Annotated in this window: 18 protein-coding genes and 1 riboswitch; of the genes, 8 read left to right on the top strand and 10 right to left on the bottom strand. The window is 52.6% G+C overall.

All coding sequences use genetic code 11. The annotated features are described in order from the left end of the window. Positions 1-216: 216 nt before the first annotated feature. The 3 genes from A8990_RS04290 (at position 217) to A8990_RS04280 (ending at position 1862) form a co-directional block, all read left to right on the top strand. Positions 217-1137 (top strand): permease, encoded by a 921-nt coding sequence (locus A8990_RS04290; RefSeq protein ID WP_116187782.1) that lies wholly within the window; start codon positions 217-219, stop codon positions 1135-1137. A gap of 22 nt (positions 1138-1159) precedes the next feature. Then, positions 1160-1492: a DUF1980 domain-containing protein gene (locus A8990_RS04285; RefSeq protein WP_116187781.1), complete on the top strand. Its 333-nt coding sequence runs from the start codon at positions 1160-1162 to the stop codon at positions 1490-1492. 157 nt (positions 1493-1649) lie between these two features. Next, a complete protein-coding gene (locus tag A8990_RS04280; protein ID WP_116187780.1) occupies positions 1650-1862 on the top strand; it encodes an alpha/beta-type small acid-soluble spore protein in 213 nt (70 codons plus the stop codon). Between the two features lie 62 nt (positions 1863-1924). Here A8990_RS04280 and A8990_RS04275 read toward each other — a convergent pair whose 3' ends face one another. After that, positions 1925-2335 (bottom strand): O-methyltransferase, encoded by a 411-nt coding sequence (locus tag A8990_RS04275; protein ID WP_116187779.1) that lies wholly within the window; start codon positions 2333-2335, stop codon positions 1925-1927. Between the two features lie 243 nt (positions 2336-2578). Here A8990_RS04275 and A8990_RS04270 point away from each other — a divergent pair, with 243 nt between their 5' ends. Next, on the top strand, positions 2579-3838 hold the full coding sequence (locus A8990_RS04270; RefSeq protein WP_116187778.1) for a methyl-accepting chemotaxis protein: 1260 nt from the start codon (positions 2579-2581) through the stop codon (positions 3836-3838). A 98-nt stretch (positions 3839-3936) separates the two neighbouring features. Next, complete coding sequence (locus A8990_RS04265) at positions 3937-4971, top strand: zinc-binding alcohol dehydrogenase family protein (protein ID WP_220376780.1); 1035 nt, start codon at positions 3937-3939, stop codon at positions 4969-4971. Positions 4972-5027: 56 nt separating this feature from the next. Here the strand turns inward: A8990_RS04265 and A8990_RS04260 are convergent, their stop codons facing one another. Both A8990_RS04260 and A8990_RS04255 read right to left on the bottom strand, forming a co-directional pair. Continuing rightward, positions 5028-5687: an SGNH/GDSL hydrolase family protein gene (locus tag A8990_RS04260; RefSeq protein WP_116187777.1), complete on the bottom strand. Its 660-nt coding sequence runs from the start codon at positions 5685-5687 to the stop codon at positions 5028-5030. Between the two features lie 15 nt (positions 5688-5702). Next, a complete protein-coding gene (locus A8990_RS04255) occupies positions 5703-6662 on the bottom strand; it encodes an alpha/beta fold hydrolase (RefSeq protein ID WP_116187776.1) in 960 nt (319 codons plus the stop codon). Positions 6663-6815: 153 nt separating this feature from the next. Here A8990_RS04255 and A8990_RS04250 point away from each other — a divergent pair, with 153 nt between their 5' ends. After that, entirely contained in the window at positions 6816-7757 is a 942-nt protein-coding gene (locus A8990_RS04250) for a polysaccharide deacetylase family protein (protein ID WP_116187775.1), read from the top strand. A 66-nt stretch (positions 7758-7823) separates the two neighbouring features. Here the strand turns inward: A8990_RS04250 and A8990_RS04245 are convergent, their stop codons facing one another. From A8990_RS04245 to A8990_RS04220, 6 genes are all read right to left on the bottom strand, one after another. Further along, the gene (locus A8990_RS04245) at positions 7824-8669 is read right to left on the bottom strand and encodes a 3D domain-containing protein (protein WP_116187774.1); all 846 of its coding nucleotides are present in this window, start codon (positions 8667-8669) and stop codon (positions 7824-7826) included. Positions 8670-8750: 81 nt separating this feature from the next. Beyond that, positions 8751-8951: riboswitch (cyclic di-AMP (ydaO/yuaA leader) on the bottom strand. Between the two features lie 65 nt (positions 8952-9016). Beyond that, positions 9017-9541: an ATP-binding protein gene (locus A8990_RS04240; RefSeq protein WP_116187773.1), complete on the bottom strand. Its 525-nt coding sequence runs from the start codon at positions 9539-9541 to the stop codon at positions 9017-9019. Continuing rightward, on the bottom strand, positions 9522-9713 hold the full coding sequence (locus A8990_RS04235) for a PAS domain-containing protein (RefSeq protein ID WP_181909387.1): 192 nt from the start codon (positions 9711-9713) through the stop codon (positions 9522-9524). The genes A8990_RS04240 and A8990_RS04235 overlap by 20 nt, the downstream gene beginning before the upstream one ends. 224 nt (positions 9714-9937) lie before the next feature. Continuing rightward, the gene (locus tag A8990_RS04230; protein ID WP_116187771.1) at positions 9938-10618 is read right to left on the bottom strand and encodes a CAP domain-containing protein; all 681 of its coding nucleotides are present in this window, start codon (positions 10616-10618) and stop codon (positions 9938-9940) included. Between the two features lie 115 nt (positions 10619-10733). Beyond that, a complete protein-coding gene (locus A8990_RS04225; RefSeq protein ID WP_116187770.1) occupies positions 10734-11588 on the bottom strand; it encodes an HNH endonuclease in 855 nt (284 codons plus the stop codon). Between the two features lie 19 nt (positions 11589-11607). Further along, the gene (locus A8990_RS04220; RefSeq protein WP_116187769.1) at positions 11608-12492 is read right to left on the bottom strand and encodes an AraC family transcriptional regulator; all 885 of its coding nucleotides are present in this window, start codon (positions 12490-12492) and stop codon (positions 11608-11610) included. A gap of 100 nt (positions 12493-12592) precedes the next feature. Here A8990_RS04220 and A8990_RS04215 point away from each other — a divergent pair, with 100 nt between their 5' ends. Both A8990_RS04215 and A8990_RS04210 read left to right on the top strand, forming a co-directional pair. Further along, positions 12593-14623: a beta-galactosidase gene (locus tag A8990_RS04215; protein ID WP_116187768.1), complete on the top strand. Its 2031-nt coding sequence runs from the start codon at positions 12593-12595 to the stop codon at positions 14621-14623. Positions 14624-14703: 80 nt separating this feature from the next. Further along, positions 14704-15750 (top strand): CAP domain-containing protein, encoded by a 1047-nt coding sequence (locus tag A8990_RS04210; protein WP_245995836.1) that lies wholly within the window; start codon positions 14704-14706, stop codon positions 15748-15750. A 38-nt stretch (positions 15751-15788) separates the two neighbouring features. On the opposite strand, the gene A8990_RS04205 is transcribed toward A8990_RS04210, so the two are convergent. Next, a complete protein-coding gene (locus A8990_RS04205; protein WP_245995835.1) occupies positions 15789-16676 on the bottom strand; it encodes a helix-turn-helix domain-containing protein in 888 nt (295 codons plus the stop codon). Positions 16677-16685 lie beyond the last annotated feature (9 nt).

Below are 16685 nucleotides of genomic sequence, written 5' to 3'. Positions count from 1 at the left end.
TATAAGAATGAGAATCATTATCATATATTGCGAATTCTACTCCTTTACCAAAAGGTTGGCAATGTTTTTTTGGCAAGCTTCATAAATTTAATAACAAGGCTGTCCTGCCCCGCCTACTGGGCGCATAACCTATTACATAGCGCCATCAGCTTGGCCAGCAGCCATACAGCCAGTTATTGCCGCTTGTTTCATAGGAGAGGAGACTTGTGGTCAGTCATGCATGACTTTCAGCATATTTTTATAAGCATTATCGTTGAAGCGTTCCCGTTCATTCTGCTCGGCGTCCTTGTCTCGGCACTGCTGCAAGTATTCGTATCCGACTCGATGATCGCTAGAATTACGCCTCGCAATCCAATTGCAGGCGTCCTGTTCGGCAGCTTGCTCGGCTTGCTGCTGCCTCTATGCGAATGCGGCATGATTCCCGTTGTACGAAGACTCATTCGCAAAGGGATGCCGCCGTATATCGGAATGGTTTTTATTTTCGCCGGGCCGATTATCAATCCCGTTGTTTTTACTTCCACATTCAGCGCTTTTCAATCCGATACCAGAATGGCTTATTCACGAATGGGACTTGCACTAGTCGTCTGCGTGCTGCTCGGACTGCTCATGTACCGGTTCATGAAGCGCAATCCGCTCAAACTCGGCATCCATTCGTTCTCTGGCCGCTCAAGCGAATCCGATTATGGCCACAACTACAATTACGGCAGCTTGAATGACGGCATCCGTGGCCGTATTCAGGCTACGTTCACTCATGCTTCTGATGAATTTTTTGATATCGGCAAATACCTCATCATCGGCGCCTTCATCACAGCGCTCGTACAATCCATCGTGAAACAGGATGTACTGCTGTCGATCGGCGGACATCCCGGAATCGCTAATCTATTCATGATGGGGGCAGCCTTCGTGCTGTCGCTTTGTTCCACCTCGGATGCTTTCGTCGCTTCATCGTTTCACGGCATCTTCGGTCCCGGCGCGCTGCTCGCCTTCCTCGTCTTCGGGCCGATGGTCGATTTGAAGAGCTTGCTCATGCTGTTCTCCACTTTCCGCAGCAGAGTCGTGGTTGGCATTGTGCTTGTGCTGGTTGTCAGCGTCTGGACACTTTCGATCCTTACGGAGAAGCTCTTCTTCCATCTTTGAAAAAAGGGAGGTCAAATAAGCCATGCGGATGCTTTCCACAGTACAGCGCAGAGCGATCGTCCACCATCTGATTCGGAGCGGCATATTGGCCGGCTTCGGGCTCTATATTATTTTCCTCGTTCGAACGCATACGCTTGTTCTATATGTCGAGCCGAACTTGGCTGTCTATGTGAAGCTGTCTGCGATTGGACTGTTCGCAACCGCCATTTATCAGCTCCATTCCGCCTTGCAGGAATGGCATGGCGTGACGGCTGCCGCCTGCGATTGCAACCATGAGCCCTCTTCTTCATTACTCGCGAATATCGGCATTTACAGCTTGTTCCTGCTGCCGCTTGCGCTTGGCTTTCTATTTTGAAAAACTGGGAAAAATTACATTGCGCTAGCTGAATCCGTTTTCGTATAGAAACCGCCATAGCAACCATACTAAGCTCAAGAAGAAACGGCGGGTTGATATACACGAGAAAGACAAATACGTTGTTTCTTCCGTGACAAATTTGCTGGAGGTGATAACTATGGCTAGCAGCAATCAATTAGTCGTACCAGGAGCAAGCGCAGCGCTCGACCAAATGAAGTACGAAGTTGCGAGAGAGCTCGGTATCTCGTTCCCTGCAGACGGTTATTATGGCGACATGATGACTCGTGACGCAGGTTCGATCGGAGGCAACATCACACGTAGACTCGTTCAAATCGCGGAGCAGTCTCTTGCAGGCAGATCCGCTCGCTAATCAAGCGCCTGAACGATAGAAAAAGCTGCCCCGCAAACGGGCAGCTTTTTTCGTTATGTATATTATGGTGTTTCTCGCAATGCGTGCTGTTCGTACTTCGGTGTATAGCGGAACATCCCTGCTGCCATATTGTAGTTACTTTCAAAAGAAATGCTTGCCGACCACGCGCCTGTGCCTGAACGAACCGAGAAATCATACGAAATTTCACCATGCGTCCAATTGCGCTTCAAGCGAATCGAATCGACAGCCATCTTGCGAAAAGCCAAGGCCTGCTCTCTGGTCATGCCTTGTTCGGCTTCCCCGATTTCGCCATTCCTGCTCTCAATTGGATTGTGGCGAACGCCGTACTTGCCAACGATGTTATTGCGAATTTGTATGATTACAGTACCTGCCAACGAATGAAGAAGCTCCTCTTCTAGTTGTTTAAAGACGAAATCCACTTGACGACTTAACGGCATTGCATCCAAATTCATCCTTGTCCGCCTCCATCTTCATATAATATAGGTGATACCCGCCTACGGACCCATTATATGCCATTAAATAATAGACATCAACAACAAATTACAAAAACCTTACAATCGAAATAGTCCATTCGACATCTGGCTTCTATGCGCGTTTACGCCTTTCGACATAGTTCGTTCTGTGGAGACGAATATAGACAAACCTAAAGGCGGTGATATAATAGTGGTATTCCAAATAAAGGGGCGCTTTCCACGATGCAATGGTTCCATTCTATGTCGATTCGAAACAAGCTTTTGACCGGCTGCTACACGATTGTCGCGATCTTCGCAATTGCGCTCATTCTTGGACTGCTGCTGACCGGCGGCAGCCTTATACTCGGCCTTGTCATCATTGTGATTGCAGCAGCAGTAACCTTCCCTCTCGTACGTGTGATCGAGACAGCGCTTACATCATCTATCGACGAGATGACCTCCATCGCGTTCGGCATTGCGAAAGGTGACTTCACGCAGAAAGTAGACGTCTCTTCTTCCGCATCGCTGGGCGAGCTCGGCCATTCCTTCAACAGCATGGTGGACAAGCTGCGCGAGATCCTGAAGGAAACATCCAACATCGCAAGAGTCGTAAACGATACGAGCCGCAGCATCTTTGATAAGAACATAAACTTGAAGCAGGTTATGGAGCAGGTAGCTACTTCTGCCGGCGAGCTTGCGACTGGCGCGAATACGATCTCCGAGGATGTCAGCGACATGGCGGACTCTATTCGCGACATTGAGAATAAAGTAACGACATACGCGCACTCGACGAAAGAAATGAACAAGCGCTCCGAGCAAACGATCTCGCTCGTAGAACGCGGACGCCAAGCGGTAGAGAGCCAGGCAGCGGGTATGTCCCGCAACGTCGAGGCAACTCAGCAAGTAGCGGAAGCGATTGAAGAGCTGGCCCGCAAGGCAGACGGCATCTCGGCGATTACGCGCACGATCTCTGATCTCGCAGAGCAGACGAACCTGCTGTCGCTGAATGCGTCGATCGAAGCAGCCCGCGCAGGCGAGCACGGACGCGGCTTCGCGGTCGTTGCACAGGAAGTCCGCAAGCTGGCGGAAGAGTCGACCGCTTCGACGAAGGAAATCCATACCCTCGTACGCAGCATCGATCAAGGCGTCAAGCAAGCGATTCAGAATATTAAAGTGAACGAAGAAGTCGTTCAGCTGCAAATGAAAATGCTGCGCGATTCGGAGCTCGTCTTCACGGAGCTCGTCACAAGCGTACAGTTCATCACCGAGCAAATCGCGGAGTTCTCTTCGGAGAGCGATCAGATGATGGAAGGCGCTCGCAAAATTTCCGGAGCGATTCAGAATATCTCGGCGATTACGCAGCAATCGGCAGCAGGCACGGAGCAAGTGTCCGCATCGATGAACGAGCAAATGGGCTCCGTTCAAGCGGTTGTTACGGAAACCGAGAAGATGCAGCAGATCGTCATGCAGCTGCAGCGCACGATGTCGATTTTCAAGGTCTAATACGATATCCTCCATCCTCCATTGCTGGGCTCGGATGGAGGATTTTTTTGCTATAATGATCTCATTCATGCTTAAGAAGCCAGGAGGAACCAATACATATGACACCATTCATGCGAGCAGTCGGACTCACGCACTACCTCCCGATCACGAGGGAAGATAGCTTGATGGATATCGAGGTGGAGAAGCCTGGTGCCCCTGCTGGCCGAGATATCCTGGTCAAAGTCGAGGCAATCTCGGTGAATCCGATCGATACGAAGCAGCGTGCGCCGAAGGACAAGGTTGAATCGACGCCTCGTATTCTCGGCTGGGATGCGTCAGGCACTGTTGAAGCCGTTGGTCCAGCATGCGAACTGCTCCAGCCGGGGGACCGCGTGTACTATTCTGGCAGCGTGACACGCCAAGGCTGCAACAGCGAGTATCAGCTGGTCGATGAGCGGATCGCTGCACGAATGCCTGCTTCCCTGAATTACGCCGAAGCGGCTGCACTTCCGCTAACGTCGGTCACAGCGTGGGAAGCACTGCATGACAGGCTGCACATCGCGATTGATAAAGCAGCGAATGCCGGCAAAACGATACTGGTCGTCGGCGCGGCGGGCGGTGTCGGTTCGATCGCGATGCAGCTCGCGAAGTTGGCGGGGCTGACTGTCATCGGAAGCGCATCGCGGGCAAGCTCAAAGTCATGGGCGATTGATCACGGCGCGGATCACATCATTAATCACCACAAGCCATGGATGCCGCAGCTCGAAGCAATCGGCTTACGTTTCGTTGACTACATCCTATGCACGAATGCGACGACAGCGCATTTCCTCAGCATGGCAGAAGCGATTGCTCCGCAAGGCGCGATCTGCTCCATCGTCGATACGACTGAGCCGGTGCCGCTGCACCTGCTCAAGAGCAAGAGCGTAACGTTCGTGTGGGAGTTTATGTTTACGCGTTCGATGTTCGAGACTGCCGATATGATCGAGCAGCATCGGATATTAAGCGAGGTCTCGCAACTTGTTGATGAGGGCGCTCTGTGGTCGACGCTGAACGAGCGGCTTTCGCCGATCAACGCAGCGAACCTGCGGGCAGCCCATGCGAAGCTGGAGTCTGGTACGATGATCGGCAAGCTCGTCATCGAGGATTGGCAATAGCATTGAAAAGAAGAGAGACCTCCCTGCCATGATTGGCAAAGAAGGTCTCTTCTCTTTTATAACCCTTTATTGTAATCGTAGCCGATCACTTGCAGAAACGCGCGTGCAAGCACCGCATGTCCGGTATGGTTCGGATGAACGCGGTCCCATGCGATCGTGCCGGAATACAGATGCTCCAGCACTTGATTGAACGCAGCCTGCGTATCCACGAACAAGGTGTTATGCTTCTCGGCAATCCGCTTCACAGCCGCGCCGTAACGATCCATCTCTGCACGCATCAAGTCTTGCGTATTCGGCTCGATGTAGAATGGCGTCATAAGCACGATACCTTTTACCGAAGGCAGCACCTCCGTGACGAGCTGATCCAGCGTCGCCTCATACTGCTCCAGGTAGACATGCTGCTCCGGAATCGTCGGGCTGTCGTATTGACGCCACACGTCGTTCGTACCGATCATAATGGACAGCCAATCCGGCTTCAGAGCAATGACATCCGTCTGCCAGCGGTCCTTCAAGTCCAGTACCGTGTTGCCGCTCGTCCCCATATTCACGACACGAATGCCGAGCTCTGGGTAGGTCGAGGATAGCAGCGCATCCACGACGCTCACGTACCCCTTGCCAATCGCTCCAAACAGCCCTTCGCCAACCGGTCTTGCACGATCGCAGTCCGTGATCGAATCGCCGATCATGACTAGCTTATCTTTGCTCGTAAGACGCATCCTTCGTATCCCCCTCTATTCTCCCAAGAAAAATTGAATCGTTCTGTCATTAAAGCCCGGCAGATGTTCATGTCCAAAATCCGGATAAATTTCAAGCGCTTTCGGCGCCGTAATTTTGTTATAGGCAGCGAACTGGGACGACGGCGGGCAGATGGTATCCATCAGGCCGACAGCCATTAGAACGTCTCCCTTAATACGGTTCGCCAAGTATTGAATATCGATGTAACCGAGTCTTGTGAAAATCTCTTCCTCGCGCTTATGCTGCGGATCGAAGTGACGAAAGAACGTTCTCAGCTCCGAGTAAGCGTCCTTGTCGAGGTCCATATCCCAGACGCGGCGGTAGTCGCTCAGGAATGGGAATACAGGCGCGAGCTTCGCAATACGGGGCTCAAGCGCTGCGCAGGCAATCGTCAGAGCGCCGCCCTGCGAGCCGCCCATCGCATAGACGCGCTCCGGGTCAACTTCTGGCATATCCATGGCGATGCCTGCAAGCTGTGCAGTATCGAGGAAAATATGACGGAACAACAGCTGGTCTGGAGCGTCGTCCAAGCCGCGGATAATATGACCGTGATGCGTATTGCCTCTGACGCCGCCTCTGTCCTCGGAACCGCCGCCTTGGCCGCGGCAATCCATCGCGAAGACGGAGAAGCCGAGCGATACATAGATCAGCCGATCCTGCCAATCTCCGGCGTTGCCCGTGTAGCCGTGGAATTGGACAACCGCTGGATGCGGTCCGTTCGAATGGCGCGGACGCGCGTATTTGGCATGGATGCGTGCGCCTCTCACGCCTGTGAAATAAAGATCAAAGCATTCTGCCGTTGGCGTCTGGAAGGAGCTCGGAACAAGTTCGATGGCTGCGTCAACCTGGCGCATCTCGTCAAGAGCGCGCTCCCAATAGTCGTCGAAGTCGGACGGGCGCGGATTAGTGCCTGAATACGTTTTCAATTCATGCAAGGGCATATCGATTGTTGGCATAAGTACGGTCTCCTCTTCACCATTATTCCCTTTCATGTTACGTGTTGAGCCTGCCCGCTGTAAAGTACGAAGTTGCGCCTCATGCATGATCAAAGGCGGATCGGGCACAATGAAATCGAATGTTTTAAGTCTGTCTGACGGGGAGGAAGGTCCATGGGAAAAACGCGCAGAGCCCGCAAAGCAATGTTGCTCCTGCTAACCTGGATCATATGGGCAAGCGGCATGGATGTCGTTCAAGGTGACGGAGCCGCAGTTTCGGCGAGCCCGCCTCCACGATCCGATCACGCCGAAGAAGGCGAGACGAATCCCGGCAGTACGTGGCAATGGCAAGTATCTTCATCCGCACCGTCGCATGGAGCTGTGGAACCCTCCTTCACCAGCGGTCAGCAGCTGAAGAAGAAGAAACGGAGCCGCGCGAACGGGATGTCTTGGGTCACGCTTCAGCGCATGTATCCTGGCTCCTTCGTGATCTGGGGTCCGCGCGGCTCACGGAGAGTAGCGCTCACGTTTGACGACGTGCCAGATCCACGCTTTACGCCGCAGGTGCTTGAGACGCTTGCCCGCTACAAAGTGCGTGCGACCTTCTTCGTCGTCGGCCAGCGGGCGGCCGCGCATCCTGCGCTCGTGCAGCGGATTGCCAGAGAGGGCCATATCATCGGCAATCACTCTTATAATCACGCTGTATTCTCCCGCATTTCGCGCTACGCCTTCGAACAGCAAATCGTGAAGGCCGATCGGATCATCCGGCCTATGATCGGGTACAGTCCTAAGTTCGTTCGTCCGCCATACGGCGAAATCCTGCCGCACCAAGTCGAATGGCTGCGCAGCCGGGGGTACGTCGTAGTGAACTGGGATACCGATTCCGTCGATTGGAAAAGTCTCGACAGCAACAGCATTCTCATCAACATTAAACGGACGCTGCAGCCCGGCTCCATCATTCTGCAGCACGCTGGCGGCGGCGAGGGTCAGGACTTGTCCGGCACCATTAATGCGCTCCCACGGCTTATTAAGCTGCTGCGCAGCAAGGGCTATCAGATCGTCACGCTGCCGGAGCTTCTGAACAAGCCTGCAGGGCGCAAATGGCAGAGCCGCTGAACGCAGACAGCGAGCTTATGCAAAAAAAGAAACCCGACGTTCAATGTGCAGAACGCGGGTTTCTCTTTAGTTAAGAACAAATACTTTTACAGATTGGAAACCGAAGTCGCTTGCATCAGCCTTCGATTGCGGAACGAAGATGTCGATACGCTCGCCCTTGATGGCACTTCCCATATCGGAGGCAATACCGATCATGCCGCCGACTGGCAATCCATCATGGTCGTAGCCCGTAATGTACAGCTTGCTCCCAAGCGGAATAACGTTTGGATCAACTGCAATCGTACCGAGCTTCAGCGGATTGCCGAAGTAGTCGACCGCTCCCCAGCCGTTCTCCGATGGATCTGCCGTATACGCGCTTGCTTTCACTTTTACGACATCGGAGATGCCGTACTCTTTGCCGCCAACCGTAATTTCATTTTGCTTTGCTTGTCTCTTCGCTGCAGACGATTTCGTCGAAGACTTCTTGCTTGCAGCTTTCTTCGTCGCTTTCTTTGCTGGTTCCGCTTGAGGCGCCTTCTTCGGCTCAGCCGCATTCGCAGTCTTCTCCGCTTTCTCGGCCTTAACAAGCGCTTTCGCAGCTGCCTCCGGCTTTGCCGTCTCACCTGCAGCCTGTTTCTGCTTCGCGTCTTGTGCGATCGGCTGCGGCGCGTCCTGCTTCAAGTTCGCGACTGACACTGTTGTTGGAATAACGATCGTGAGTCCTTTGTACACATTCGATGGGTCAACCATCGGATTCGCTTTAAGCAGCTGCTCGAGCGATACGCCGAATTTCTGTGACATTGTCCAGAACGTATCCTTGTCCGTCGCCGTGTACTTGGATTCTGCATGTGCTGCGCCGGCATGCGTGAAAACCGCAACGCTAAGTGCAACAAGCAGCGCGCTCTTCTTCCAGAATGAGTGCTTCTGTTTCAATATGAACTTCCTCCTTTAATTTTACGGACATACACCTTGGGTGACCAAGAGATATATTCCGTCATTACGATGCAAATAAGACGATGCATCGCATGCGGCCTACGAGGTTAGTTGTCGGATTCGGACGAAAGGAGTTCCACCCTACGCTTGTTCGCCAAGCGATTCACCCCAGCGCTGCGACAGCGCATTGACCGGCAATAAGTTAACCGGCGAGCATAGACGAGATGTGATTCATCTGCTCTAAAAAATCCCCCGTACGTTTCGTTTCGGCTCGCGTTAAAGGATATCATGTTGACCTATGTAATCCTACCGGTAAATGCATCCAACACCGCCAAAGCACCGTAAAATCACAGATTTCGCGGCAGTCTGATCGATACCGTCGTCCCAATACCCGGCACGCTCTTAATGTCCATTTTACCTTGATGAGCTTCAATAATCCGGTAGCAAATCATAAGACCCAGCCCCGTCCCGCTGTCCTTCGTCGTGAAGAACGGCCCGCCAAGCTTCGGCAGCTGATCTTCCGGAATTCCCGTCCCTTCATCGACAATCGACACGGCAATATGCTGCGCATCCACATTCGTCAGCGTAATGGTGATGATTCCTCCGCTCGGCATCGCCTCGATCGCATTCTTGAGCACATTGACGAACACCTGCTTCAGCTGGTTCTCGTCGCAGAACAACTCCGTCACGTCCGAGTCGAGCTGCGGAATGATTTGCACATCTTTCAGGATCGCCTGCGTCTCCAGGAGCGTCAGTACACTGCCGATGATCCGGTTCAAATCATGAACGCGGAATTGGCTCGCCTGCGGCTTCGCAAGCGCCATAAATTCCTGCACGATGGAGTTGATCCGGTCAAGCTCCGCTTTCTTCATTAATTTCGGAAAGCTCGCTCATGCCTAGCAACCGAAGTCCCGCTTGATTGGCAAACAGCACAACCATTCCGTCATGAACAAAAATCGGCTCAGGCAAATATTTAATTAAGCGCTGGTAGCTGTGCGCAATGGAATACGGCATCGCCATTTCGCGCTCCACATTTCTCGACATGAATTTCCTCTTCGTTCGATCAGCTAACGTCATGTTGCAGTAGATCGCCTTACGTCGCATTGGGGACCTCCGAGTACACATATTCGTTACGTAACGTTTTCGCCTTTAACCGTCCAATCCCTGCGCCTTCATGAAGAATTAAATTTCTCTCATGCAGCCGACAATACGACTTATGTAGACAAAAAAGCGGCCTGTTGGCCGCTTACGATGTGCTGCTTCTTCAATTATGATGTAAATTCTTGTACCCATTCGCCGTTGTAATACGCAACGCCGATTTTGTTATAGTGGCTGCCTAGAATATTCGCTTTGTGACCTGCGCTGTTCATCCATGCCGTCATGACTTCCGCTGGAGTACGCTGCCCTTTCGCGATATTTTCACCTGCATAGGAGTAAGTAACGCCGTAAGCACGCATCATGTCAAACGGAGAACCGTATGTTGGCGAGTTATGGTCGAAATAGTTGTTCGTATACATATCCTTTGCTTTATCCAGCGCGACCTTCGTCAGCAGCGTATCGGACTTCAGTGCCGACAGGCCTGCCTTAGCGCGTTCTTGGTTGACAAGCGTTACAACTTGAGCTGCAAAAGTGGACTTGTCCGTCGTGCTCGTAGTCGGTGTAGTCGTCGTCGAGCCAGATCCAGAAGTCGTCACAGGCACCTTCACGATCATGCCTGCCCAGATAATGTTCGGGTTCTTGATGGACGGGTTAGCCGCAATGAGTGAGTTCAGGCTGATACCGTATTTCTTCGCGATTTTGTACATCGTGTCCGTGTTTGTCACTTTATATGAGACGGAAGTGTTCACGGAGGCTGCTTCTGCCTTCTGCAGGGCTGCTCCTCCTCCAAGCGCGATTAAGCTTGCTGCGAGAACACTAGCGACACCTATACGAAATGGTTGCATCTTCATGAAAAATCCTCCTCGTTTACAAATGTTGTATGCCGGGCGCCCCGACGCCACTCATACTAACACGGGAGTTATTCGGTTTTCATGAGCTAAATATTGGCAATCGGGCTGAAACCCGCTAAAAATCATCATTATTAACAAAGTCTAATTTATCGGCCTTCTTGAGATTGCATTCCGAGCAAGCACATACGCAGTTGGCTGGCGACGACAACCCGCCCTTCGACTTCGGCATGACATGGTCAATCGTGTCGCCGAACTTCCCGCAGTACCGGCAAATGTAATCATCTCGCTGCAAAATAAGCAGACGGAAATCGCTCTTCGTATACAGCTTATGGATCATGCCCGAATTAATAATGCCTGCCGCGCCTTCTTCTACCATGCGAACCGCCATCTCCGTCGGGATGACCGTCGACCAGCGCTTCCCTGTTTCCCGGTAACCGCGCAGCCGGATATGCCCTCTTCCCCTGTCATTCAGCACGGAGGTCGCGAATGTGAAGGAGCCTTGAATCTGCTTAATGACGCGGTCTGGCGGACGAACCGGAGTCTGTGCCTCTGACACCTCAGCAGGTTGGTCCGTATCCTGCTGCTTGCGGAGCCTTGCCGCTTTATTGTAACGCCCGCGGCGGCGTTTGCGCTTTCGCTTGCGCGTTCGCGAAGGCGGCGACGTCTCGGATGCGGCGCTTGCCGCGCTTGCCGTTTCGGTGTTGGTGACAGCAACTGCGGCTCGCGTCTCTGCTGTGGATGCTTGTCCCACAGCCACAGCAACCGCTACTGTCAACCCTGACCCCGACGCCGAAGCTTCCGCCGCCGAGCCTGAATCCGCATGAAACAGCGAATCGACCGCTGTCGTTTCCCGCTTCCGTCGTCGCATACAGGAGCGGCATGTTCCGCGCCGGCCGCTCTTGCCTGCCCGCTTCGTGAAAGCAGACTGCGGCTTCTCTTGTCCGCATGCTGTACATTGTTTCGTTTCCATCGCTCTCTATTCGCTCCGTTCAGCTTGATATTAAGCCGTGCAGCTTGCGGAACTGCTCGGGCGTTATTCCTTCCGTCTTGCCGAATGCCGCGATAAAATGGCTGGAATCCCGGTATCCTGACAGCATCGCAATTTCTTTGATCGATCGCGTGCTGTCGCCAAGGCTCATCATTTCTTTGGACTTAATAATGCGCAGCTTAATCAGGTAGGCGTATGCCGTAATGCCGAACGCTTGTCTGAACAGCGAGTTCAGGTAACGAGGACTGATGGCAAGCTTCTCCGCCATATCCGTCAGGCTGATATCGGGATCGCCGTAGTTTACATCCAGCCATCCAAGCAAAGGATCCAGCTTCTCCAAATGCTGGAACACCGACGAACGGCCGCCTTTTTGCCCATAAATCTTGATCATCGTCAGAAATCGGTACAGCTGCGCCGATGCATTAAGCCCCGTCCGATCCTCGTCATGCTGTGCCTGTTTGATCATCGCAATGAGCTGCGACGTAATCGGCGCATCTTCCTCCCAGTGCAGCCATTCGGTATGCCGAATGCCAAGGGATGCCAGCATCGAAGCTGCCAATACGCCGCCGAATGTTATGTATAGCGTCGACCACTTCTTGCCGCCTTTGGCCGTATAGAAATGCGGCACTCCTGGAAAGAGCAGCGAGCCATGACCGGGAGGCAGCGTGTAGCGTCTGCCGCTCAGCTCGAATTCCCCTTCGCCATCTAAGGTTTGCAGCCAGTGGAAGTACGGATATCCTTTCGTCCGGTCAACCGTCTCCTGATCTGGGTTAAAGCCAATGCTATCCATATAGAGCGGCAGCTCGAATTCGCCGCTTTTGAACATAAACCGGTTCTGATGCTGCCCGTTTATGATAAATCCCTTCCGCTCGATAAGCTGTTCCATATTATGATATCCTGCCTAAACTATTTTATATATCTCTTACTCGAATCTTACCATAAAATAAAGCTATTATCATCACATTTACCGAAGGAGATTCGTGCAGATGGATACGACGAAATTGCCCAAAATGTTATATGGCGGCGACTATAACCCGGAACAGTGGGACGAGAGCATTTGGCCTGAGGATATGCGCCTCATTCCGCTTGCGGGAATGAATATTGCAACAGTTAATGTATTTTCCTGGGCGATGCTCCAGCCGAATGAAGATACCTACCATTTCGAGACGCTCGACCGCATTATGGACATGCTGCATAAGAACGGCATCTATGCGTGTCTGGCTACAAGCACAGGTGCGCATCCGGCTTGGATGGCGCGCAAATATCCTGAAGTGCTGCGCACGGATTTTAACGGCAGGCAGCGCAAGTTCGGCGGTCGCCACAACTCCTGTCCGAACAGCCCGTTATACCGCAGCCTCTCCACCCAGCTGGCTGCCAAGCTCGCCGAGCGCTACAAAGACCATCCGGCCCTGCTGCTGTGGCATGTTTCCAATGAGTATGGCGGCGAATGCTATTGCGACCGCTGCGAAACAGCTTTCCGCGAATGGCTGCGCGCCAAATACGGGACGCTGGACAAGTTGAATGAGCAGTGGAACACGCGCTTCTGGGGCCATACCTTCTATGAATGGGACGAAATCGTACTCCCTAACGCTCTGTCCGAGCAGTGGTCGTCAGACCGTACCTGCTTCCAAGGCATCTCGCTTGACTATACCCGCTTCAATTCCGACAGTCTGCTTGAGTGTTACAAGCTGGAATATGATGCGATTAAAGCCCAAACGCCAGATCTACCCGTTACAACGAATCTAATGGGTACATTTAAAGGGCTCGACTATTTCAAATGGGCGAAGCACATGGACATCATCGCATGGGACAACTATCCTTCCATGGACACGCCCACAAGCTTCACCGCGATGACGCATGATCTAATGCGCGGTTTGAAGAGCGGCGCTCCGTTCCTGCTCATGGAGCAGACGCCGAGCCAACAGAATTGGCAGGCTTACAATACGTTGAAGCGGCCTGGCATTATGCGTCTGTGGAGCTATCAAGCGGTTGCGCATGGCTCGGACAGCGTTATGTTCTTCCAGCTGCGCCGTTCCGTGGGGGCTTGCGAGAAGTATCACGGCGCGCTCATCGAACATGTCGGCCACGAGCATACACGCGTATTCCGCGAATGCGCACAGCTTGGCAGGGAGCTCGATAGCCTTGATACGAAGCTGCTCGGCTCGCGCCTGCCTAGCCGCATCGCCATTATGTATGATTGGGAGAACCGCTGGGCGATCGAGTATTCGAGCGGCCCTACGATCGACCTCAAATATGTGGATGAAATCCACAACTATTACCGGGCCTTGTATGAGCAAGGCCATCAGGTCGATATCGTTTCCTTCGAAGAGGACCTTAGCCCTTATGCCATCGTTCTTGCCCCTGTGATGTACATGGTGAAACCAGGCATGGCTGCTCGAATTGAAGCTTATGTCGCAGCAGGCGGCAAATTCGTGACGACCTTCTTCAGCGGTATCGTGAATGAGAACGATATCGTCACATTAGGCGGATATCCTGGCGAGCTTCGGGGACTGCTGGGCATTTGGGCCGAGGAAATCGACGCGCTGTTCCCTGGCCATCACAATCGTATCGTAATGAAGGATTCGCTTGGCAATCTGCAAGGCGAATACAAATGCTCGATTCTGTGCGATCTCATCCACTCTGAAGGCGCGGAAGTGCTTGCCGAATACGGCGATGACTTCTATAAAGGAATGCCCGTGCTGACTCGCAACCGGTTTGGCAGCGGCGAAGCATGGTATGTAGCATCAAGCCCGGATGCCGACTTCCTCCAAGGCTTCCTTGGCGCACTTTGCGACAGCAGCAACATTAAGCCGCTTCCTGGTAAGCAGCCAGGTGTTGAAGTGTCGCTGCGCAGCCGCGAGGGACGTTCTTATTTATTCGTACTGAACCATAATGCTGCCGAAGTAACCGTCGAGCTGGGCGAGTTCGCCGGCGTCGATCTGATCACGGGTACAGCTGTCTCCGGCCAAGTTCCATTAGCCGGCTGCGACGTTCTTATTATTGAGCAATTTGCTTGATATTGCCTCGTTTCCTGATCGCATAGCTCCTTCCGCCGCTGAACATATTAGTTGGTGTGAAAGGAGCTGTTTCAGCCAAAATGAGAAGATTTTTTGGGACTTTATTAGGTATTTGTTTAGCGCTCGGCGTAGGTGTTCTGATTTACAATGCGGTGTCCGGACCGGGACCGAATAACGGTTACAAAGCGGCAAACCGCGCAGGCAACGAAGTCAAGTATTTGGGAAACAGAGCAGGCCATGATGTAAGATATCTGGAGAACAAAGCAGGCAATGGCGTAAGGTACCTGGAGCGGAAGACAGTGAACACAGCAGACAATCTGCTGCCGCTGAACAACCGCACGTACCGCAATGACATGTATGGCACTACGTACAACAACACGTATCGCGGCTATTCGTATAATGGCGTTACACCGCTCGGCAACGACAATCGTTACAACGCGACTGCGTACAACAACGGTAACGTTGGTAACCTTGGCAATCTTGGTAACTTAGGCAACCTTGGCAACATGAACAATAGCCAATGGTATCAATGGCTGAACAGTCAATTGAGACAAGGCGCGCCCGGCACAACGACTGGCAATACTGGCAATAACTACGGTACTGGCACAGGTGGCAATTATGGCTACCCGACTGGTAATACCGGCACTGGCACTGGCACAGGCAATAGTACAGGCACAACGACTGGCAACACAGGTAACACTGGCAACACCGCAAACACAGGTAATGCCGGTGCTGGCGGCAACGCGTCCATTGCACAGCAAATTTTGCAGCAGGTCAATGCAGAGCGTGCCAAAGCTGGCTTGTCGGCGCTGACGCTGTATGATCCGCTGACGAAGAGCGCACAAGCGAAGTCCAACGATATGCGCGACAAAAACTACTTCTCGCATGATTCACCAACGTATGGCAGCCCATTCGATATGATGAAGCAATTCGGCATCAGCTATTCGTATGCCGGCGAGAATATCGCTGCTGGTCAGAAGAGCGTTCAAGAAGTTATGACGGCTTGGATGAACTCCCCTGGACACAAAGCCAACATTCTTAGCCCGAACTTCACGCAGCTTGGTGTCGGTTATGCCCAAGGCGGCAGCATGAACCCGTATTGGACACAGCAGTTTAGACGTCCGTAAGCATCTGTAATAACCAACAAGTGAGCATTGAACCGACTCTACCGGTCAATGCTCGTTTGTTTTCGGTAAGCGCCAGGCGATACATCAGCCATCTTCTTGAACGCCTTCGTAAAATGATGAATGTCCGCAAAGCCGCAGTACTCTGCGATCTCCTCAAGACGCAGCTCGGATGTCGCAAGCAAGTCCTTCGCATGAGCGATACGCAGCTCCAGCAAGTAACGATGCGGCGGAACGCCGAACTGCTCACGGAATTTGGCACTGAATCGCGAGGGAGATAAGTTCGCCCGCTTCGCCATCTCATTCACGGTCAGAGGCTCGGAGAGATTGAAAGAGAAGAACGATGTAATCCAATTGAGCGGCTGAGGCGCTGTTTTCTCAGCTTCCTTCAGGTCCGTATGATCCTCCAATATCGTCAGGATGATATCAGTCGCGAGCGATTGCGCACGCAGCTGGTTGAGCGGATCACGATGCTGCCAGCATTTGACCATCTCAATAAATTTATCGCGCATTACGATCGGCTTCTTCGGCGACAGCTTGACCGGAATGTCGATACCGTTGAAATCGTTAACCCTCGGCTGCATCAGATACGCGTATGCGCTAATGTCCGTCTGTCCGCCTCTTGTCGGGAACCGCTCCTCCCTCAGCTCGTCAAAGAAGAAATCCAGATGGACGAAAGGCGTGATCGTGTTCGTCTTCCCTTCGAGAAAATTCAAGCTGCCTGGTTGGATTAGACAAAACTCACCGCTTCCGAATTCATAAGGCACACCATCGACCGTGAATACGCATGACCCTTCCTGAAAATACACGATCAAATAATCAAGCAGCCTGCGCTCTGCATTCGTCCACGGCTTTCGTACCGCAAAGTTGCCCTCCCGTATAAAGGGAACGATGGGCCGCTTCGCCATCATTTCGGATAAATACATCATCTGGCCGTT

The sequence above is a fragment of the Paenibacillus taihuensis genome (assembly GCF_003386535.1).
Classification (GTDB): Bacteria; Bacillota; Bacilli; order Paenibacillales; family Paenibacillaceae; genus Paenibacillus_Z; species Paenibacillus_Z taihuensis.
The sequence above is the reverse complement of the archived record's forward strand: the minus strand, read 5'-3'. Positions and strand labels throughout refer to the sequence as shown.